General features: G+C 57.7%; 20 protein-coding genes. 7 read left to right on the top strand and 13 right to left on the bottom strand.

Going from position 1 to position 20160, the window contains the following annotated elements; all coding sequences use genetic code 11:
• Positions 1-97: 97 nt before the first annotated feature.
• Positions 98-955: a DUF2189 domain-containing protein gene (locus AC2FLD_RS08030; protein WP_496668478.1), complete on the top strand. Its 858-nt coding sequence runs from the start codon at positions 98-100 to the stop codon at positions 953-955.
• A 30-nt stretch (positions 956-985) separates the two neighbouring features.
• Here the strand turns inward: AC2FLD_RS08030 and AC2FLD_RS08025 are convergent, their stop codons facing one another.
• On the bottom strand, positions 986-1972 hold the full coding sequence (locus tag AC2FLD_RS08025) for an NAD(P)H-quinone oxidoreductase (RefSeq protein ID WP_496668476.1): 987 nt from the start codon (positions 1970-1972) through the stop codon (positions 986-988).
• 61 nt (positions 1973-2033) lie between these two features.
• Entirely contained in the window at positions 2034-2726 is a 693-nt protein-coding gene (locus AC2FLD_RS08020; RefSeq protein WP_496668474.1) for a COQ9 family protein, read from the bottom strand.
• Between the two features lie 111 nt (positions 2727-2837).
• Here AC2FLD_RS08020 and rpsU point away from each other — a divergent pair, with 111 nt between their 5' ends.
• Together rpsU and AC2FLD_RS08010 are read left to right on the top strand one after the other, a co-directional pair.
• Positions 2838-3044 carry a 30S ribosomal protein S21 gene (gene rpsU, locus AC2FLD_RS08015; RefSeq protein ID WP_005614280.1) on the top strand — a complete coding sequence of 69 codons (207 nt, stop codon included), beginning with the start codon at positions 2838-2840 and terminating at the stop codon, positions 3042-3044.
• A 295-nt stretch (positions 3045-3339) separates the two neighbouring features.
• On the top strand, positions 3340-4494 hold the full coding sequence (locus tag AC2FLD_RS08010; protein WP_496668472.1) for a CAP domain-containing protein: 1155 nt from the start codon (positions 3340-3342) through the stop codon (positions 4492-4494).
• A gap of 45 nt (positions 4495-4539) precedes the next feature.
• Here AC2FLD_RS08010 and ppk2 read toward each other — a convergent pair whose 3' ends face one another.
• Positions 4540-5457: a polyphosphate kinase 2 gene (ppk2, locus tag AC2FLD_RS08005; RefSeq protein WP_050603989.1), complete on the bottom strand. Its 918-nt coding sequence runs from the start codon at positions 5455-5457 to the stop codon at positions 4540-4542.
• A 290-nt stretch (positions 5458-5747) separates the two neighbouring features.
• On the opposite strand from ppk2, the gene AC2FLD_RS08000 reads away from it, so the two are divergent.
• Positions 5748-6587, top strand: a complete 840-nt coding sequence (locus AC2FLD_RS08000) for a CPBP family intramembrane glutamic endopeptidase (RefSeq protein ID WP_496668470.1) — start codon at positions 5748-5750, stop codon at positions 6585-6587.
• A 3-nt stretch (positions 6588-6590) separates the two neighbouring features.
• On the opposite strand, the gene AC2FLD_RS07995 is transcribed toward AC2FLD_RS08000, so the two are convergent.
• Positions 6591-7049 carry an Lrp/AsnC family transcriptional regulator gene (locus tag AC2FLD_RS07995; RefSeq protein ID WP_496668468.1) on the bottom strand — a complete coding sequence of 153 codons (459 nt, stop codon included), beginning with the start codon at positions 7047-7049 and terminating at the stop codon, positions 6591-6593.
• A 135-nt stretch (positions 7050-7184) separates the two neighbouring features.
• On the opposite strand from AC2FLD_RS07995, the gene ald reads away from it, so the two are divergent.
• Complete coding sequence (gene ald / locus AC2FLD_RS07990; RefSeq protein WP_496668466.1) at positions 7185-8300, top strand: alanine dehydrogenase; 1116 nt, start codon at positions 7185-7187, stop codon at positions 8298-8300.
• 187 nt (positions 8301-8487) lie between these two features.
• Here the strand turns inward: ald and AC2FLD_RS07985 are convergent, their stop codons facing one another.
• Positions 8488-9300 (bottom strand): mechanosensitive ion channel family protein, encoded by an 813-nt coding sequence (locus AC2FLD_RS07985; protein ID WP_496668464.1) that lies wholly within the window; start codon positions 9298-9300, stop codon positions 8488-8490.
• A 209-nt stretch (positions 9301-9509) separates the two neighbouring features.
• On the opposite strand from AC2FLD_RS07985, the gene AC2FLD_RS07980 reads away from it, so the two are divergent.
• The gene (locus AC2FLD_RS07980; RefSeq protein WP_496668462.1) at positions 9510-10208 is read left to right on the top strand and encodes a glutathione S-transferase family protein; all 699 of its coding nucleotides are present in this window, start codon (positions 9510-9512) and stop codon (positions 10206-10208) included.
• Positions 10209-10258: 50 nt separating this feature from the next.
• Here the strand turns inward: AC2FLD_RS07980 and AC2FLD_RS07975 are convergent, their stop codons facing one another.
• Positions 10259-10708, bottom strand: coding sequence for a YtoQ family protein (locus AC2FLD_RS07975; protein WP_496668460.1), 450 nt, complete (start codon positions 10706-10708; stop codon positions 10259-10261).
• A gap of 163 nt (positions 10709-10871) precedes the next feature.
• On the opposite strand from AC2FLD_RS07975, the gene AC2FLD_RS07970 reads away from it, so the two are divergent.
• Positions 10872-11444: a hypothetical protein gene (locus AC2FLD_RS07970; RefSeq protein WP_496668458.1), complete on the top strand. Its 573-nt coding sequence runs from the start codon at positions 10872-10874 to the stop codon at positions 11442-11444.
• 102 nt (positions 11445-11546) lie between these two features.
• On the opposite strand, the gene pheT is transcribed toward AC2FLD_RS07970, so the two are convergent.
• From pheT to AC2FLD_RS07935, 7 genes are all read right to left on the bottom strand, one after another.
• The gene (gene pheT / locus AC2FLD_RS07965; protein WP_496668456.1) at positions 11547-13943 is read right to left on the bottom strand and encodes a phenylalanine--tRNA ligase subunit beta; all 2397 of its coding nucleotides are present in this window, start codon (positions 13941-13943) and stop codon (positions 11547-11549) included.
• 78 nt (positions 13944-14021) lie between these two features.
• Positions 14022-14816, bottom strand: coding sequence for a CE1 family esterase (locus AC2FLD_RS07960; protein WP_496668454.1), 795 nt, complete (start codon positions 14814-14816; stop codon positions 14022-14024).
• A gap of 776 nt (positions 14817-15592) precedes the next feature.
• On the bottom strand, positions 15593-16666 hold the full coding sequence (pheS, locus tag AC2FLD_RS07955; protein ID WP_496668452.1) for a phenylalanine--tRNA ligase subunit alpha: 1074 nt from the start codon (positions 16664-16666) through the stop codon (positions 15593-15595).
• 71 nt (positions 16667-16737) lie between these two features.
• Positions 16738-18108, bottom strand: a complete 1371-nt coding sequence (locus tag AC2FLD_RS07950; RefSeq protein ID WP_496668450.1) for a glutamate--cysteine ligase — start codon at positions 18106-18108, stop codon at positions 16738-16740.
• A 65-nt stretch (positions 18109-18173) separates the two neighbouring features.
• Positions 18174-18701, bottom strand: a complete 528-nt coding sequence (locus AC2FLD_RS07945) for a hypothetical protein (RefSeq protein WP_496668448.1) — start codon at positions 18699-18701, stop codon at positions 18174-18176.
• Positions 18698-19429 (bottom strand): endonuclease NucS domain-containing protein, encoded by a 732-nt coding sequence (locus tag AC2FLD_RS07940; protein WP_050604225.1) that lies wholly within the window; start codon positions 19427-19429, stop codon positions 18698-18700. Before AC2FLD_RS07940 ends, AC2FLD_RS07945 begins: the two co-directional genes overlap by 4 nt.
• Complete coding sequence (locus AC2FLD_RS07935) at positions 19426-20151, bottom strand: 16S rRNA (uracil(1498)-N(3))-methyltransferase (RefSeq protein ID WP_496668446.1); 726 nt, start codon at positions 20149-20151, stop codon at positions 19426-19428. Before AC2FLD_RS07935 ends, AC2FLD_RS07940 begins: the two co-directional genes overlap by 4 nt.
• Positions 20152-20160: the final 9 nt, after the last annotated feature.

Below are 20160 nucleotides of genomic sequence, written 5' to 3'. Positions count from 1 at the left end.
CTATAATGTCGCCAGGCGTTGCCGACTGGTCCGGCCACGGTCAACTTGGTGCCGGATCCGCCCCGCGGCGCAGTTTTCGCCAGGGAAGGGGAGCAAAATGGCCAAAACAATCGGAAATCCGATCAGCTGGACCGCCCGAAATCTGGGGGCGGCCGGTGATCATGTTACTGAAAGCGTCTCGCGCCTGGGCAGCGCGGATGCCAAAGAGCTGCCGATGGTGCAGACCTTGACGCTGCAAGACCTTCGCGCCTGTCTGCGCGCGGGGTATAACGACTTTATCGAAACGCGGGCGGATGCTGTGTTCATCATCCTCATCTACCCGATCGCCGGGCTTTTGATGTTCGGGTTTGCCCTGAATATGAACTTGGTGCCTCTTTTGGCCCCTCTGGTCGCGGGCTTTGCCCTGATCGGACCTGTCGCCGCTGTGGGCTTGTACGAGATCAGCCGCAAACGCGAACAGGGCAAACCTGTGCATTGGTTGGACGCGTTCGGCGTGTTCAGATCACCATCTTTCGGCGCAATTCTTGTGCTGGGGTTCTATCTGGTCATGCTGCTGTTGATCTGGCTGATGGTCGCACAGACCATTCACACCTACATTATGGGTCCTGAAATACCGGCAACACTTGGCGCTTTCGCCGAGCAGGTATTCACCACCGCTGCTGGATGGACGATGATTGCCGTAGGAACCGCAGTGGGCTTTGTGTTTGCTCTTTGCGCACTGGCGGTCAGCGTTGTCAGCTTTCCTTTGTTGCTGGATCGCAAAGTGGGGCTGCCGGTGGCGGTTGTGACATCGTTTCGCGTTCTGCGTCAGAACCCTGGCGTCATCCTGAGCTGGGGGTTCATCGTGGCCGCCCTTCTGTTTCTGGGCGCCCTGCCGATGCTGTTGGGTCTTATCGTGGTGATGCCGGTTCTGGGTCACGCCACATGGCATCTGTACCGCCGTGCCGTGGCGTGAAGACGCGGGACAAGCCCGCGCATTCAATACTTAGCCCGCAACGTTGAGGACGATCTTGCCGATATGGCCAGAGCTTTCCATGCGTTCATGGGCAGCAGCAGCCTCGGCCAGATCAAATTCGCTATCCATAACGGGCGCAACCTTTCCGGCCTCCAACAGAGGCCAAACGGCCTCGCGCAGGTCCAGCGCAATCCTGGCCTTGGCCAAATCGCTCTGCGGGCGCAGGGTGCTGCCGGTCAAGGTCAGACGTTTGACCATCATCAGGGCAAAGTTCAGCTCGACCACCGGTCCTTGCAGGAAAGCAATCTGAACCAGACGCCCATCCTCAGCCAACGCCTTGACGTTGCGCGGTATGTAATCGCCGCCCACCATATCAAGGATCAGGTTCGCACCGCCCTCGGCACGCATGGCTGCCACGAAATCCTCATCGCGATAGTTGATTGCTTTCTCTGCGCCCAGCTTGACGCAAGCCTCACATTTCTCGTCCGACCCTGCCGTCGCAAAAACGCGTGCACCAAAGGCATTGGCCAATTGGATTGCCGTTGTACCGATCCCGCTGGAGCCGCCATGGACCAGAAACCGCTCGCCCGCCTTCAGACCACCACGCGCGAACACGTTGGACCAGACAGTAAAAAAGGTCTCGGGCAGGCAAGCCGCTTCTTTCAGCCCCATGCCCGCAGGGACCGGCAGGCAATGAGTGGCGGGCGTAGCCACGTATTCGGCATAGCCTCCGCCCGGCAGCAACGCACAAACCTGATCGCCGACCGACAGCCCTTCGACCCCCGCACCGACCGAGACCACCTCTCCTGACGCCTCAAGCCCCGGAAGGTCGCTAGCACCCGGCGGCGGATCATAGGCCCCTGCGCGCTGCAGCGCATCAGGACGGTTCACCCCGGCATAGGCCACTTTCAACACCACCTGTCCTTCACCCGGTTTGGGAACAGGACGCTCGGTCAGTTGCAATACATCCGGACCACCCGATTCGGTGATCTCAACAGCGCGCATCATCTGGGTCATAGGCACCTCCTTTGCGCAATGCCTAGCAGGCATCAGGGCCAAGGCCCAGCAACAAGGCGCGCTACTTTCGGGGGTTCAACATGCCAGGAAGATCGGCTCGCATTTTCACCGGAGCTTTCACCTGACCCGCCAGCCAGTTCGGAACCGCTAGAAACGGCTTCAAGACCGGATTGTCGCGCACCTGTGCCTTGAGCTTCTCGAACTCCATGACATTTGCGATTCGACGATCCAGAAATTCCCACGTCAGCTGATGGTCGGGGCTATCATCGCCCAGCCAGAACAACAAAGTCGAGGAATAGACACCCGACAGTGTGGCCCGTTTCGTGTACCAGTTCACGTCATCCGAAGTATCGCCCAGCGTGTCCCAGATCAGATCGCAGGTCTGCCAAACAGCCTTGGCACCGTCTGCCGCATGGGTTGGCAGGGAAAACAGCGTCATACCGCGGCGCACCAGCTCCTTGTCCTCGACCGCCTGCAACCGGAACCGAACCGCAGCAGCAATCTTGTCGCGGAATTTCAATCCGCTCAGGTCTTCGGACTTGATACGGTCCAGCATCGCTTGATCGCCGCGCGCATGATAGGCCAGTGCCAGATCAACCGCCCCACGTGGACAAATCGCGCGGGCCAAACCGTCATCCAGGCTACAGTCGGAAATGGAAGCGCGAAAACTGGTTTCCGACCAGCCATCGAAGGGAACATGGATCAGCATCGCATCCAAAAGCTGCTGTTTTGCATCTTCATATGTGGTCGTCATGGCAGTTCTCCGGTTGTCGGGCCCAGTACTAGACAAGATACACCGGCTTTGCTATACGGCCAATTCCTGCAATTTCCTTGCAACTCTATCTAGAAAGGTGGTGACAACCACATGCAGGTTAGTGTTCGCGACAATAACGTCGATCAGGCGCTTCGTGCCCTGAAGAAAAAGCTGCAGCGCGAAGGCGTGTTCCGCGAAATGAAGCTCAAGCAACATTTCGAGAAACCGTCCGAGAAAAAAGCGCGCGAGAAAGCTGAAGCGATCCGCCGTGCCCGTAAACTGGCACGTAAGAAAGCACAGCGCGAAGGTTTGCTCTAAAACCTCACTCGTCCAGCTTTGGATGACACTATTTGACGACCCCCGAGGCATCGCCCGGGGGTTTGTCGTTTCAGGGCTCGGATTTAATCCGCCGACTCGTCCTGTTGGGTGTGCGACAAGCCGCCATTTCAACACCAGCAACATTTTGCCCGGCATTTTACAGCGCAGCGAATCCCGTATTGGTAGCATCGCCCCGCCAGAATTCGCCTAAAACTTCAGCACCCCTATCTGATCTCTACAAGCCGCATGTAACTGGCCTCGTCCAATCAGACGACACCAAAAAACGGAGGCTACCATGTCGACTGCAAGTTCAATCGAGCAAGAAATGCTGACACTTATCAATGCTGAGCGTACCGCTCGCGGTCTAAACACGCTACAGCTGGAAACCCAGTTGAATGACTCATCCGAAGATCACAGTACGTGGATGCTGAACACAGACACGTTCAGTCACACGGGTTCGGGCGGTTCCAGCGCGACACAGCGGATGGAGGCGGCAGGCCTTGATCTGGAAGGCAACTGGCGTACTGGCGAAAACATTGCCTGGCAATCGGAACGCGGCGCACCCGGCATCAGCGATGACGTCGCCCAGTTGCATCAGAACCTGATGAACAGCCCGGGACACCGCGCGAATATTCTGAACCCCGACTTCGAGTACATCGGCATCGGTATTGAAACCGGCGACATGCAAGGTTTCGACGCGGTAATGGTCACTCAGAACTTTGCTGCAACCGACGCAGCCGTGATGTTGGACAACGGCAACACTCCAGTTCCGCCTGTACCAACACCCCCCACTGAAGAGGTTGTCGAACCGGAAGAACCGGGAACCGAAACGCCAGACACTGATGTCGCAGAACCGGAAGAACCCGGAACCGAAACGCCAGACACCGATGTCGCAGAGCCGGAAGAACCCGGAACCGAAACACCTGACACCGATGTCGCAGAGCCGGAAGAACCCGGAACCGAAACACCTGACACCGATGTCGCGGAGCCGGAAGAACCGGGAACCGAAACGCCAGACACCGACGTCGCGGAACCGGAAGAACCCGGAACCGAAACACCTGACACCGATGTCGCGGAGCCGGAAGAACCCGGAACCGAAACGCCAGACACCGATGTCGCGGAACCGGAAGAGCCCGGAACCGAAACGCCAGACACCGATGTCGCGGAACCGGAAGAGCCGGATAGCGGATGTTTCGACCTAGCTGCCTTCCGCGCCGAATTGGAGGCGTTCATAGAAGAGCTTCAGACGCGCTTCGATGAATTCGACTGGGAAGAAGAGGATATGGTTCCAACCGATCCCGCCGAAGACGACATGGATGTTGTTGTGGTCGAAGACACAGGCCCGGTCGAAGAAACCGTCGATGCCTGCCCTGTCGCAGCAGAAGAAGACACCGGTGACACCTACGTGTTCAACTTTTACGATTTTGGCTGCATGATGGAAGCGGCCTGACAAAATTCCGGATCGGGGCAGATACACTGCCCCGATCCACTGCCTTCAGTAAACCTTTGGCACGTATAGCTCATCTGGCAGAACACGGCGCTCGTATTCCGGGTTATACCGGCGATCAGGCAGATTGACCTTTTCCTGCGGCACATCCGTGTAGGGAACCTTGGTCAAAAGGTGCTCGATACAGTTCAACCGCTCGCGCTTTTTGTCATTGCCTTCGACAATGTACCAAGGGGCTTCGGGAATATTGGTTCGGAAAAGCATATCCTCTTTCGCCTTGGTATAGGATTCCCAGCGGATGCGGGATTCCAGATCCATCGGCGACAGCTTCCACTGTTTCATCGGGTCGTGAATACGCATGAGGAATCGCAATTGCTGCTCTTCATCGGTGATCGAGAACCAGTATTTCAGCAGAATAATCCCTGATCGTACCAGCATCCGTTCGAATTCGGGAACGTCCTGAAAGAACTGTTCGACCTGATCCTCGGACGCAAAGCCCATCACCCGTTCGACCCCGGCGCGGTTGTACCATGACCGGTCGAACAACACGATTTCACCCGCTGCGGGCAGATGCGGCACGTAACGCTGGAAATACCACTGACTCTGTTCGCGGCGGCTGGGCGCCGGCAAGGCGACCACGCGCGCGACACGCGGGTTCAGGCGCTGGGTGATCCGCTTGATCACGCCCCCCTTGCCTGCGCTGTCACGGCCTTCGAACAGAATACAGACCTTGGCCCCTGTATGCTGAACCCAGTCCTGAACCCTGATCAGTTCAGCCTGCAGCCGCAGCAGATTGCGGAAATAGACCTTGCGATCCAGCATATCCGGGTGTTGTTCCCGATAGATTTTCCTTACTTCCATAGAAAGCATCGGCTCGCTGAATTCGATCTCGAAATCTTCGTCCAGCGTGTCTTCCAGTTCGGCTTCAAGCCAGTCTTTGGTGCCACCGTTGTTTTCGTAAGCCAAGGTCAGCTCCTTTTTTAGTCATCGGGTTCGAACCATATCGGGCCTGTGTAACCGCCTGATGTCATCAGATAAATTGATGCAAAGGCGATAACGCCAGCAGCCACCAAACCGTCCGTAATTCCAGACAGGCACGGGTATGTGGTCTTTCCCTAAATGTGAACGCCCGGCCCAGAGGATACAAGCGTAAGATTTGACGCAAGGCCGCATCCTAGAGCGCGCGTTCTGTTGAATGCTTGCATTGCCTCGATTTTGTGCGGCAAGACTGTCTGGACCTACAGGATACATGGCCCGTGACATTCTTTCTCTCTTTGTTGCCAGCAACATGGCCTTGGCTGATCCTGATTGCAGCTCAAGTGACCGCTCTTTTGGGGCGCACAGCCATCGCGTTGTCCCTGCTGGTTCTGTTTGCAAGCATTGCCGCGGCAACCGGGCTGATGACACCTGTGGCAGTCGCCGCTGTGGTCTGTGGGCTGGCCGGAGCCGCCTTGCTACTGCATCTGAAAGGTGGGGCTGCATTTGCCGGACATACGCTTTTGATCCTGTGGTGTCTGGCCATGGGGGCGCATCTTCTGCCCGGATTTCAAAACCTGAAAGTGCTGGATCAGGTGCAGGCTGGTGCTGGTAGCGTCGGTTTCACAATGCACCTGAATCTGGACAAACCGATGGTCTTCTTCGCCGTTCTACTGGCGTGGCCCGGGATGCTTCATTGCGCGATTCAGTCAAAGACTGGTCCTTTGGTCGCAGGGCTTCTGCTTTTACCCGGGCTGTTTCTTTTGGGTCTTGCCCTCGGCGCGGTACAACCAGAGTTTTCGATCCCGCCCTGGTGGCTGATCTTTGTCCTGTCCAACCTGTTTCTGACCTGCCTCACAGAAGAAGCCTTCTTTCGCGGATACCTACAGTCCGCCATCGCGTCACGTTTGGGCGCCGTGGGTGGAGTGGTTACGGCCAGTTTGCTGTTCGGACTGGCCCATTTCGCCGGAGGTCCGGCACTGGTGGTCTTTGCTTCCATCCTCGGGTTGGCGTGTGGATTGGGGTATTATGCAACCCAAAGGCTTTGGGTGCCTGTTGCGATGCATTTCGGCTTCAATTTGGTGCATCTGTTGTTTTTCACCTATCCCGGCCCCGCCTGAAGATCAGACCGGCAAAGCGGTGGTCTTGAACACAGTACGCAAAGCAAATGAGCTTTGCATCTGCGCCACCCCGGGCAATCGCGACAGGTATTGCCGGTGGATGCGGGCAAAATCCTCGGTGTTTTCCGCCACCACCTTCAGGATATAGTCCGCCGTCCCGGCCATCAGGTGACATTCCAATACGTCAGGAATGCGCGCCACTGCTTTTTCAAACGAATCCAAAACCTCCTCGGCCTGACCTTGCAGCGTGATCTCGACAAAGACCGTTGTTGGGACGTTCATTTTGCGTGCATCCAGCAGTGCCACGTAGTTGCGGATAAACCCATCAACCTCAAGGCGCTGTACCCGCCGATGGCAGGCAGATGGGGACAGGTTGACCTGTTCCGACAATTCCGAATTCGACATCCGGCCGTTTTTCTGAAGCGCCCCCAGAATCTTTCTATCAGTCGTATCCAAGCCCATTGGCGCAAGTCCTTTGCAAATTTTTCGTAGTTTACAGGAAATTCTTCCAAAGAAAATTCAGAAGGCACGTTTTCTTTCACAGAAATTGCACCGCAAACTGCACATAATTTAAGCAGTTTATAAACGGAGAACCCCATGAAAATCGGTTGCCCCAAGGAAATCAAACCTCAGGAATTCCGCGTCGGTATGACGCCCAACGCCGCTCAGGAAGCGGTAGCACGTGGTCACGAAGTGCTGATCGAAACCGGTGCAGGCATTGGCGCCGGTTTTGACAATGACGCCTATGTCGCAGCAGGCGCGCGCATCATCGACACCGCAGAAGAAGTGTTCGCCACAGCCGACATGATCGTAAAGGTCAAAGAACCTCAGGCTGGCGAACGCAAGATGCTGCGCGAAGGCCAATTGCTGTTCACCTATCTGCACCTGGCACCCGACCCGGATCAAACCCATGACCTACTGGAATCCGGTTGTACCGCAATTGCGTATGAAACCGTGACCGACTCCAACGGCGGTCTGCCGCTGCTGGCGCCGATGTCAGAAGTTGCGGGCCGTCTGGCTCCTCAGGTCGGTTCGTGGACTCTGCAGAAGGCCAATGGCGGCCGCGGCGTCCTGATGGGCGGCGTTCCCGGTGTGGGCCCGGCCAAAGTCATCGTGATCGGCGGCGGCGTCGTTGGTACGCACGCAGCCAAGATCGCTGCCGGTATGGGTGCTGACGTCACCGTTCTGGACCGCTCTCTGCCGCGCCTGCGTTATCTGGACGACGTGTTTGGCGGACAATTCAAGAACCAATACTCGACTGCCGGTGCCACCGCTGAGCTGATTCAGGACGCCGACATGGTCATTGGTGCAGTCCTGATCCCGGGCGCTGCTGCTCCGAAGCTGATCTCGCGCGAGCAGCTGTCGGCCATGAAGCCTGGCGCGGCTTTGGTAGACGTTGCAATCGACCAGGGCGGCTGCTTCGAAACCTCGAAAGCCACCACGCACGCCGATCCGGTTTACGAAGTGGACGGCATCATGCACTACTGCGTTGCGAACATGCCCGGCGCGGTTGCGCGCACGTCCACTATCGCATTGGGCAACGCGACCATGCCGTTCATGTTGTCGCTGGCAAGCAAGGGCTGGAAACAGGCCTGCAAGGACGACGCACACCTGCTGGCAGGTCTGAATGTCCACGCCGGCAAGCTGACTTACGAAGCGGTCGGTGCTGCCCTCAACATCGATGTGGTCGACCCGACGACGCTGCTCAACTAAGAGCGTTCCGGCCTCTGACTGCGCCTTTCTCCCGGGGCACCTTACAGACCAAATCACAGCGTCGCGCCCCAAGCGCGGCGCTTTTTTTGGCTCAACCTCGGCTCACAAAAAAAGCACCGCGCATTGCGCGGTGCCTGGCCCAAAGGGAGGAGGGCATTTCCAATGCCCGATCGACGGGCGGGAGCCGTCACCCCTGTTTCTGAATTTCCACCGAATGGGGATAAGGGATCGAGATATTCTTGTCGTCAAAGGCTTCCTTGATCGCTTTCGTAATCTCGAATTTGACGTCCCAATAATCAGCCGCATCGCACCAAAGCCGCGCAGTCAGATCTACTGAACTGTCACCAAGGTTCGTAACCCGGACCCATGGTTCAGGATCACCGTGAATACGGCTGTCAGCTTTGGCCACATCCAAAATGATCTGCATGGCCTTGTCGGCGCTGTCGCCATAGTCAATGCCGAACACCAGATCGACACGTCGCGTGTCATGCGCCGAGTAGTTGGTGATGATCGAACCCCACGACTGACCGTTGGGAACAATGATCTGTACGTTATCAGGAGTTACCAACTCGGTGGTAAACAGATTCAGGTCTTTAACGGTCCCGGCCGTGCCGCCAATATCCACATATTGACCCAGCTTGTAGGGCCGGAAGACAACCAGCATGACCCCGGCCGCCAAATCGCTGAGCGTGCCTTGTAACGCCAGACCAATGGCCAGTGACGCGGCACCCAGAATGGCGACGATACTGGTGGCTTGGATCCCGAAAATTCCCAGTACGGCGACCAGCACCATGGCCAGAATGACCCACTTGACGAGGCTCGCCACAAAATTCCCGAGTGTGGGATCGATATGCGGGGTCGAGTTGATCCGGCGACGCACCATGCCACCGATTGCCCCAGCGACAATCCAGCCCAGAATCAGAACGACAAGCGCCTTGACTGCATTTATGATCAGCGGGGCATATGCTCCCACCTGTGTTACGACCTCATCCACGCCCATCTCCTTTCAACAGCAAGAAACCCACGAAGTTTTCGCGGGGGTCGGCAAATTGTGATCCAAGTTTACCTTCAGGTCTAGGTGCGAGTTTTTGCGGTTTTCCCCGTTGTTCATCAAAAAACACGGCCTGACCGGATATGCACATTCCAAAGGGCTTACAAGATTGCGGGTTGACCCCTAACTTTGAAAAATCATCCAATCAGGAGCACCCCATGCTGGACACCAAACCTCATCCGATCATGGCCCGCTGGCCAGCCCAATCCCCGGACAAGATCCAACTGTACTCCTATCCGACCCCAAACGGCGTCAAGGCGTCGATCATGCTTGAGGAAACCGGCCTGCCCTATGAGGCTCATCTGGTGACGCTGGCTGATGCCGATGTCAAAAGCCCCGAGTTTCTGTCGCTGAACCCCAACAACAAAATCCCCGCCATCATCGATCCCAACGGTCCGGACGGTGAACCACTTGCCCTGTTCGAAAGCGGCGCGATCCTGCTGTATCTGGCCGAGAAGTCAGGCAAGTTGCTAGGCCAAAGCGCAGCAGACAAGCATCGCATCACCCAATGGCTGATGTTCCAGATGGGTGGAGTTGGTCCCATGCTCGGCCAGCTAGGCTTTTTCTACAAATTTGCGGGCAGCGAGATCGAAGATCCCCGCCCGCGCGACCGCTATATCAACGAGGCCAAACGCCTGCTGAACGTGGTCGACACCCAGTTGGACGGGCAAGACTGGATCGCAGGCGAGTTTTCCATCGCGGATATCGCCCTTGCCCCCTGGCTGAACGCATTGGATTTCTACGGTGCAAAAGAGGTTGTCGGCTGGGACGACTACGCCAATGTCGTCGCTTATGTCGACCGTTTCATGGAGCGTCCGGCGGTTCAGCGCGGCAAGACCATACCCGCCCGCGCTTAAGCGGTTTCGCGATCGAAAGGGTGCCGAAGCGGGCACCCTTTTATTGCGGCTTAGCTCGGCAGCGCGCCTGTCAGCACGTAGCGCAGGATTTCGACTACCTGAGCGGGCTCTTCGGCCACGGCCAGCGCGGCTGCATCAACTTCTTTCAGCGCGTGTTGATGGTCGGGGCCGTGCAGCACGATGATGGATTTCCCGAGCGCGGCTGCGTAGCCCGCGTCAAAGGCGGCGTTCCATTGTTTGTATTTGTCGCCGAACCGGACGACCACCACATCAGCATCCGCGATACCCTTGCGGGTGCGGATAGCGTTGACCATCGCGCCCTTGTGGTCGTGCCAATACTTGTTAGGTTCAGCCCCCAGAATGGCTACGCCGCAATCGTCGCTGGCTGCGTGATCGGTGGCCGGACTGTTGAACGTGATGTCCAACCCCTGCGCGCTGTCGATGATCTGCTCACGCCAGTCGGTATGGATTTCGCCAGAGAGGTAAACGTTCAGGCCCATGTGTGTCTCCTTTAATCTTTTGCAGCGACCCTAGTGCGAATAGCGCTGCAACCCAAGAGAGGGATCAGACAAATAGATTGGATTCACACGCCATAAACGCAAGAGTTGAAACGGACATTGACCGCTCTCGCAACATTCGACAGAGTTCGGATAAGGCGATGAATTGAAACAGTTTCCGACGTCACCTGCAGGTGGCCCCAACGGAATGCAAGGCAAGGACGGAATTATGGGCGGATTTTTCGACGGGTTTGTTCGGCAGGCATCGATTACCAAACTGAATCAGAACAACCGGGATATGAAAGACATGGCCAAGGGCATTGGTCAGGTCGTTGCCCATGCGGTTGCGCAACAAGAGCGCGTCAACGCTGAAACCGCGACGAATGAGGAGCTTCGGGAAGAGATACAACGGCTGCAACAAGAGGTTGTAGACCTCAATTATGGCATAGACAAAAGGGATGCTCACCTCGCGGCTAAAGCTGCTCGGTATCAATACGTCATGTCAGAGTTGGATAAAGCAAGTGGTGAACTGGGAATAGAAAACCCTGCTCGAAAACAAGCATATAAAGACCCAGACACTCTGCGCATACCCAAGGGTCCACGTGCAAGAGACTCGATCACTACATCCGACCACGCCTACATCGAGGCCTTCGCAAACATATTTGTTTCGAACTTCCAGAAGAAGTGGCCCCACGTAGATAGCTGGAAGGACTTTCTCCATGCCAGAATATCCTGGTAAAGAGATAACGAAAGCCGAGACAAACGGCTAAGAAATGTTGAAGCGATAAGCGAAAAAGGGGCTCCGCATTTGGAGCCCCTTTCTCTTTGAATGGTTATGTGCTTAGCCGCGCAGAACGCCGCCGGTCGCTTTGGTAACCTTGGCGATGATCTTCTCGGCCACCGCTTCGATGTCTTTTTCTTTCAGCGTCGTGTCCGTCGGTTGCAGACGCACAGTGATGGCCAAGGATTTCTTGCCCTCACCCAGACTGCCGCCAATGAACTCATCAAATACGCGGACATCCTCGATCAGCGCCTTGTCAGCACCGGCCGCGGCGTTCACCAGCGTCAGCGCTTCGACGCCCTCATCGACAACAAAGGCAAAGTCGCGTTCTACCGCTTGCAGATCGCGCAGCTCCAACGCGGCACGGGTTGCACCGGATTTACGGGGCAGAGGCACCTCGTCCGGCCAGATGGTAAACGCCATCGCCGGGCCTTTGATATCCATCGCTTGCAGCACACGCGGATGCAGTTCGCCGAACACGCCCAACACCTTTTTCGGACCCAGGCAAATCTTGCCGTGACGCCCCGGATGCCACCATGCATCCCCATCGCGCAGAACTTGGACCTTGGCAGGTGCGCCTATGGCGGTCAGGACAGCCTCGGCATCCGCCTTGGCATCGAACACATCCACCGACCGCGAAGCGCCGTGCACATCCTTTGGACCAGACCGTCCCACCAGCAGTCCGGTGATCTGGGTTTTCTGGTCGCCGGGCTCGCCATCATGGAAGACCGGGCCAACCTCGAACAGGCCCACGTCCGCATAGCCGCGTGCCTGATTGCGGGCAGCGGCCTGCAACAGGCCGGGCAATAGATCAGGGCGCATGTGGCTCATCTCAGACGAGATCGGGTTTTCCAGTTGCGTGGCTTCATCGCCTCCACCGAACAACGCCGCCGAGGCCTGATCAATGAAGGTATAGCTGACGCATTCGTTGTAGCCCAGCGCTGCACAGGTACGGCGTGCCATGGACTGACGGCGCTGTGTCGGTGTCATCACGGGTTTCGGGATGCCTTCGGTGACGCGTGGCAGCGGTTTACCCTGCAACTTGGTCAGGGATGCGATCCGCGCGACCTCTTCCACCAGGTCGGCCTCGCCCATGATATCGGGGCGCCAGCTGGGAACATGGGCCATCTCACCCTCAAGGCGGAAACCCAGACGGGTCAGGGTCTGACGCTGTTCGCTTTCCGGAATGTCCATGCCGACCAGAGACTGCACCCGTGCCGCGTCCAGCTTGTAAGCCCGCCCGTGGTTCGGAGCCTTGCCAGCTTCGACCACGTTAGATGCCTCACCCCCACAGATATCCAGGATCATCTGGGTTGCGTGTTCCAACCCTTCGCGGGTGTATTCCGGGTCGACACCGCGCTCAAAGCGATAGCGCGCATCCGAATTGATCTTGAGCGCACGCCCGGTCAACGCAATCTGCACATGATCCCAAAACGCGCTTTCGAGGAACACGTTCACGGTCTCTTCGGTGCAGCCGGTTTCCTCGCCCCCCATGATACCGGCGATGGATTCGGCGCCTTCGTCGTCCGAAATCACCATCATACCGGGTTGCAGGGTGTATTCTTTCTCGTCCAGCGCCACCAGCGTCTCGCCACCTTTGGCGCGATGCACTCGCAGGCTGCCTTGCACCTTATCCGCATCGAAAACGTGCAGAGGGCGATTTTGATCAAAGGTCATATAATTGGTGATGTCCACCAAGGCCGAGATCGGACGCAGGCCAATAGCTTTCAGTTGGTCCTGCAGCCACTGCGGGCTTGGACCGTTCTTGACACCCCGGATCAAACGACCTGTGAAATGCGGCGCGCCATCCAGAGTGTCTTCGTCAATGCTGACTTTGATCGGGCACTCGAAATCCCCCGGAACCGGCACATAGTCACGCTGCTTCAAAGTCCCGATCCCACGTGCGGCCAGATCGCGCGCGATCCCCTCGACACCCAGCGCATCCGGACGGTTGGGCGTGATCGCGATTTCGATCATCGGATCGACCTTGGACGGATCATTTTCGGCCAACCAGTCGACAAAACGGTCGCCGACCTCGCCTGAGGGCAGCTCGATGATACCGTCATGCTCCTCCGACAGCTCCAGCTCACGCTCGGACGCCATCATGCCAAAGCTTTCGACGCCCCGGATCTTGCCGACGCTGATGGTAATATCCAGACCGGGAATATACATGCCGGGTTTGCAGACCACGACGGTGATGCCTTCGCGCGCGTTGGGGGCACCGCAGATGATCTGCAGGTCGCCCTTATCGGTCTCAACCGTGCAGACGCGCAGCTTGTCGGCGTCGGGGTGTTTCTCGGCGTGCTTCACATGGCCCAGCGTAAAACCAGCCAACCGGTCCGCTGGATTCACGATCTCTTCGACCTCAAGGCCAAGATCGGTCAGCGCCTCGGCGATCTCATCAACCGAAGCGTCAGTATCGAGGTGGTCTTTGAGCCAGGACAGTGTGAATTTCATTGCAAGCGGCCTTCTTGGGCAAACATCCGTTTGGCACAGGCAATGGCAAAGAATGAGCCGGGGTGCAAGCGCTGCGCGTCACGGATAGGTGGGGGTGCGGCCCAAAAGCTCGTCCAACTGCCGCCCGATCCAGCCGTGGGGGATGAAATGCCCGCCCGGATGGGTGTCCAGTACCACCTGCCCCTGCACGCAATCCGTCCACTCCACCCGGCTGAGCGTCAGGATCGGCACCACGCTCCACTCGCCACGCGGCGTGGCATCGTGGCAGTCATAGGCCGCGCGCCACAAGGCGACCGGATAGGTCGTGTCACCATTTGCGCCATAAGGGAAGTCCATCACCGTATCGCTGAGACCATGCACGTGACGCACCTCGCGCGGGGCTTCGGGGCAGTCTGCCGTCTGACGGATCGAACCCGCAACGGCCAGCAAGGCGGCAACGTCGTTGCCCGACTGGCACACATAGCGCCACGCCATCGCACCGCCGAAGGAATAGCCCGAGACATAGATACGATCCGGATCAATCGGATAACGTTTCGCTACATCCTCAAGCACCCGGTCCGCAAAGGGTACATCGCCGGTGTCCGAGGTCCAGAAATCCCAGCTTTTACCCAACCCGTTCGGGGCTACCAGCAACACGCCGCGCAGCTTGGTCGCTCCGGCGATGCGTTCGTGATTCACCACCACAGTCCCCTGCCGCGCCCAGCCGTGGAAATGCAGCAGTACGGGCAGAGGCGTTTCGCCGTCCCAGCCATCAGGTTCCAGAACATGATATGAACGGTCGCCGACCTGACAGGCGGTATCACCGTGGCACGTGTCCACAGCGGTGGCTTGGGTAGCGGTCAGCAGAAGAAGGCAGAGCAGTCGGTAAATCATCCACCGAAACCTAGCGAGCCTGCGCCCGCTGTCACGTCACAACCCCGTGGGAGATTGTGACAAGCCGCGCTGTTTCCAGACCATGGGATGGCGATCTTCCAGTTGTGATGGGCAGTTTATGGTGGCCATGTCCGTGTATCGTTCAAACGGAGCGCTTGCAGGGACAAATCGCCAGCCCGTGCGGGCGGTCTGGCGATGGCGCGGCGGCCTATCGGCCTTTGCTCCGCGCTTTCAAGCCCATTCCAAAATAAATAGTGAAAATGCTATTCAGCGCTCCATCTACTCGGATAATTCTTCATCACGCTTTATTAGATACCCTTCGACGGCTTCTTCGATGGTAACTTCGTCAACCGGTTTTCCGCGATAAGTTCCAACGTATTCTAGAACGAATACCGTCAAAACTGCGACTATTGTTGGCAAGGCAACGGAGGAAAACAATTTATCAAACTGGCGACCAGACCATCTAAAAAATCGCTTCGAAAGAGTATTCTGGCGATATTCCTGCAACCAAACATGCCCACTGTAAGTCAGATGTATGTTTGAAGCACCGTCCTTCGTGAACGACCCAGTGATCAGATTCTCCGCGCGCATGAGAGTAAACAGGAAATCTCGTTCAGAAATTGGCATCCCCAATTTGTTTTGGGTCGTGTCCTGTCGGGGCTCCATCGTCGGATAGTGAGCATTCCCTCTCTCGGCAGTATCATCGAAAGAGGCTCCGGAATTATCCGAAGCCTCGATGTACTACATTATTTGGAGAAACTTTTTCTCGTCCAGCTTCACCGAGACAAACCACCATGCAGGTTCGGCATATCCAGCGCTGCAAACCCATAGTGCCGCAACCAGCGCAGGTCGGAATCAAAGAACGCCCGCAGATCGGGAATGCCGTATTTCAACATCGCCAGACGGTCGATCCCAATCCCGAACGCAAAACCCTGATAGACCTCGGGGTCGATTCCACCGGCGGCGATCACCTTGGGGTGGACCATGCCGGACCCTAGAATCTCCATCCAGTCGTCACCCTCGCCGATCTTCAGCTGGCCGTTGTCCCAGGAACAGCGGATATCGACCTCGGCCGACGGTTCGGTGAAGGGGAAGTGCGAGGCGCGGAAGCGCAGTTCGACGTCATCAACCTCGAAGAAGGCCTTCACGAACTCTTCCAGAACCCATTTCAGGTTCGCCATCGAGATGTCCTTGTCGATGGCCAGCCCCTCGACCTGATGGAACATCGGCGTGTGGGTCTGGTCATAGTCGGCGCGGTACACACCGCCCGGACAAATGATGCGGATCGGCGCGCCCTGTTTCTCCATCGAGCGGATTTGCACCGGAGACGTATGGGTGCGCAGCACATGCGGCGGGCGGTTATCGCCCTCGGCGCGGTGCATGTAGAACGTGTCCATCTCGGCCCGCGCGGGGTGGTGGCCGGGGATGTTCAGGGCGTCAAAGTTGTGCCAATCGGTCTCGATCCGCGGGCCTTCGGCGACAGAGAAGCCCAGTTCGGCAAAGATCGCAGTCAGTTCCTCGGTCGCCTGGCTGACCGGGTGGATCGAGCCCTGACGGCGTGCGCGGGTCGGCAGGGTGACGTCCAGCCACTCGGTGCGCAGACGCTCATCCAGCGCGGCATCAGCCAAAGCAGCCTTCTTGGCGGACAGAGCCGAGTTGATCTCATCCTTCAGGGCGTTCAGGGCGGGGCCTGCAACCTGGCGCTCTTCGGGTGTCATCTTGCCCAGCTCGCGCATCTTCAGCGCGACCTCGCCTTTTTTGCCAACAGCCGCGACACGGATCGCCTCAAGTGCGTTTTCGTCGCCAGCTTCGGCGATTTGGCCCAGGTATTTTGCCTTAAGATCGTCCATGACGGCCCTCTGAATTTGGTCGAGAACCTGCTATCGGCCCCGCCCTGCGAATGCAAGCGGGACGGTGCGGATCAATAGCTGTATTCCGGGAAAATCCGGGTCAGGTCGCCATTCCAGTCACCATTGTAGTGATCCAGCAACTCATCAGCGGGAACCTTGCCGGTGTCGATGCTTTCCTTGAGCGCGTTCAGGAAATGCGTCTCGTCCGGGACCAGACCGCCCGCACCGGGGAAGGCGCGGGATTTAAGGCCCGCCTCAGAAATCGCTACGACCTCACGCGCCAGATCATGCATGTTGATGTCGCCGACCTGCGCCTGAAGGCCATGAACCGCGGCCTGAACACGCAGTTCCTCGCGCGTTTCAGCGTCCCAGCCCTTGACCAGATCCCAGGCCGCATCCAGCGCGCCCTGATCGTAGATCAGACCAACCCAGAAAGCAGGCAGCGCGCAGAGACGACGCCATGGGCCACCATCGGCGCCGCGCATCTCCATGAATTTCTTGATCCGCGCTTCGGGGAAGGCGGTGGTCAGGTGATCGGCCCAATCACTGAGGGTCGGCGTTTCACCCGGCAGGGCTGGCAGCTCACCTTTCAGGAAATCGCGGAACGACATGCCCAGCGCGTTGATATAATTGCCATCGCGATAGACAAAATACATCGGCACATCGAGCGCATATTGCACATAGCGCTCGAACCCGAAGCCGTCTTCGAACACAAAAGGCAGCATCCCGGTGCGCGCATCGTCCAGATGCCGCCAGATATGGCTGCGCCAGCTTTTCTGGCCGTTGGGCTTGCCCTCGAAGAAGGGTGAATTGGCAAACAGAGCGGTCGCCACCGGCTGCAACGCAAGTGCAACACGCAATTTCTGCACCATGTCGGCCTCGGACCCAAAGTCGATATTGACCTGCACGGTGCAGGTGCGCCGCATCATGGCGCGACCCATGGTGCCGACCTTCTCCATATAGTCGTTCATCAGCCGATAACGCCCCTTGGGCATCAACGGCATTTCCTCGTGGGTCCAGATCGGGGCCGCACCCAAGCCGATGAAGCCAACGCCAATCTCATCGGCGATATCCTTCACCTCACGCAAGTGGATGTTTACCTCATCGCAGGTCTCGTGGATCGTCTCCAACGGGGCACCTGACAGCTCCAGCGCGCCACCCGGTTCCAGGCTGACATTGGCGCCATCTTTTTCCAGACCGATCAGCTTGTCGCCTTCGCGCACCTCGCCCCAACCATGGCGGTCCCGCAGACCTTCCAGCACAGCCACAATCGAGCGTTTGCCCTCAAAGGGCAGCGGCTTCAGCGTGTCTTTGCAATAGCCGAACTTTTCGTGCTCGGTGCCAATGCGCCAGTCTTCTTTGGGTTTGCAGCCTGATTCCAGGTATTCGGCCAGTTGTTCATGGCGTTCGATCGGACCGCCGCCGGACTGAGGGATGGACATGAACCGTGCTCCGATCCTGATGTATCTGTCTTGAAGGTCAGTCGTGGTCTTAAATGACGCTAGTGTCAATGCAACCGCAAATGCGCTGGGCGCGACGGGGTGCGTTCCCAGATGACCACGGGATGCCGCGATTTGCCGTTGAGTTCTGACAACATCTGTTCCGTTTTCAGCCCAGGCAGGCTGGAAAACACGTCAAACAATGCCTCGGCCCCTTCTGCATTCACAGGAATGTGAAGCGCCGGCTGTCCCGACTGATCCAAAACCCAATGCGCGGGGCTTGAGGTCGGGTCGAGCGCAAGCCTTTCAATTTCGCGAGTCGCAACAATACCGCCATCCAGAGGGCCGAGATAGGTGATTTGCCCTTCGTCCACCGTCACGACGCCCTGCCCGCCTGCGCCGGTTCTGAACCGGGCGCGCTGCACGCCAATCACGGCCAGCGCCGCAGACACCAAGATCAAGACCCAACCCAACCATGCCAGCAACCCACCCGGCCCGCTGACCCAGCTAAGGCCCAGGATCAGGACAAAGACTGCAACCAGAACTTCGCGCCAACGCCACAGCGCCAGTTTTGCCTCGGGTCGGATGAAACTCATGACAGGGCCTCGAAGGAAAACTCTATTGCGTAAGTCACAAGTCTTAAGTTGGGGATCGCGCGCGCTGCGGCCAATGTCCGTTTGTCAAAACTGTGAGCCACGATCACTCCACGGATGGCCTGAGGTTCGTCTTCGGCGATCAGATCGCCCATATATCCCAGAATCTGCCCGACAACCCGGCTGTCTGTCTTCCCGGCTTTCAATTCAATGACAACCATCTGACCGGACGGGTCTTCGCAAAGGATATCGATGAATCCAGAATCGACCGAACGTTCCGCGCCGTCATCTATGATGGTCAGGCCAATCTCCAGAGCGGATATGTTTCTGCGCAAGGCTGCTTGCATGTCGCGCTCCAACGCGAAACGCTGTTTCTCAGATTGCTCCGACTTGGCATGTTCGGTCGGATCTCTAGGTGTAGGTTCATCCAACTCAGGATCAAAACCTTCCGAAACGAACCGCGCATATCGGCGTAACGCGCCTTTCAACGATTGGAGACGGGTGTAGACCCTGCCGCTAAAATCCACCTTACTCGGGTTGGGCCGCCCAGCCCGCTCATCTTCTTTCGAGTAGGTGAAGTCCTCAACCAGCTTGTCCAGGCCACCGTCTGAGAGCAGGGGCAGCAATTCACCATAATGCTTCTCAATGGCCCGAATATGGGCCATTTGGGTATTGCAGGTGTTTTCATTGTAGCCTTGAGCGACCAACCAGTCCTGATATTTCCCTTTCACGACCAATCCCCCAGCGCCTGCTGCCACATCGTCAACGCAGCCACAGCCGCCGTATCCGCCCGTAGGATGCGCGGACCCAGGCTGACAACATGCGCATAGGGCAGAGCTGACAGGCGGGCGCGCTCTTTATTGGAAAAGCCACCTTCCGGGCCGATGAGAATCGCCCACGGGCGACCTTTTTCATTGGCGGCCAATCGCAGGGCCGATCCGACCTCGGCCTCGTTGCAGAACATCAACTGCCGGTCTTCAGGCCAGCCATCCAGCAGGCGATCCAGCCGCTGAAGATCGGCGACCTCGGGCACGAATGTTCCACCACACTGCTCTGCCGCCTCAACTGCATGGGCCTGCAACCGGTCTTGCCGGATGCGTTCGGAATTGGTGAATTCGGTCTGAACAGGCAGGATGCGCGCCGCACCCATTTCAGCGGCTTTTTCCACGATGAAATCGGTGCGCGCTTTTTTGATCGGTGCGAACAGGAACCACAGATCGGGCGGCAACTGCAACGGTTTCGTCTGCTTAAGGCAGGTTAGCGTCCCGCTGCGTTTGCCCGCGTCGGACACTTCCGCCAGCCACTCTCCATCTTGCCCGTTGAACAGGGCGACCTGCCCTTTGACAACAAGACGCATGACGCCAAACAGGTAATGCGCCTGGTCACGCGTCAAAGGAACCGATTGCCCCTGACCCAAGGGCTGCTCTACATACAGTCTGATCTTCGCACTCATGAGACCTTA

It is taken from the genome of Ruegeria sp. CDSA021 (assembly GCF_059612325.1).
This window is presented reverse-complemented; position numbering and strand designations above follow the sequence as displayed.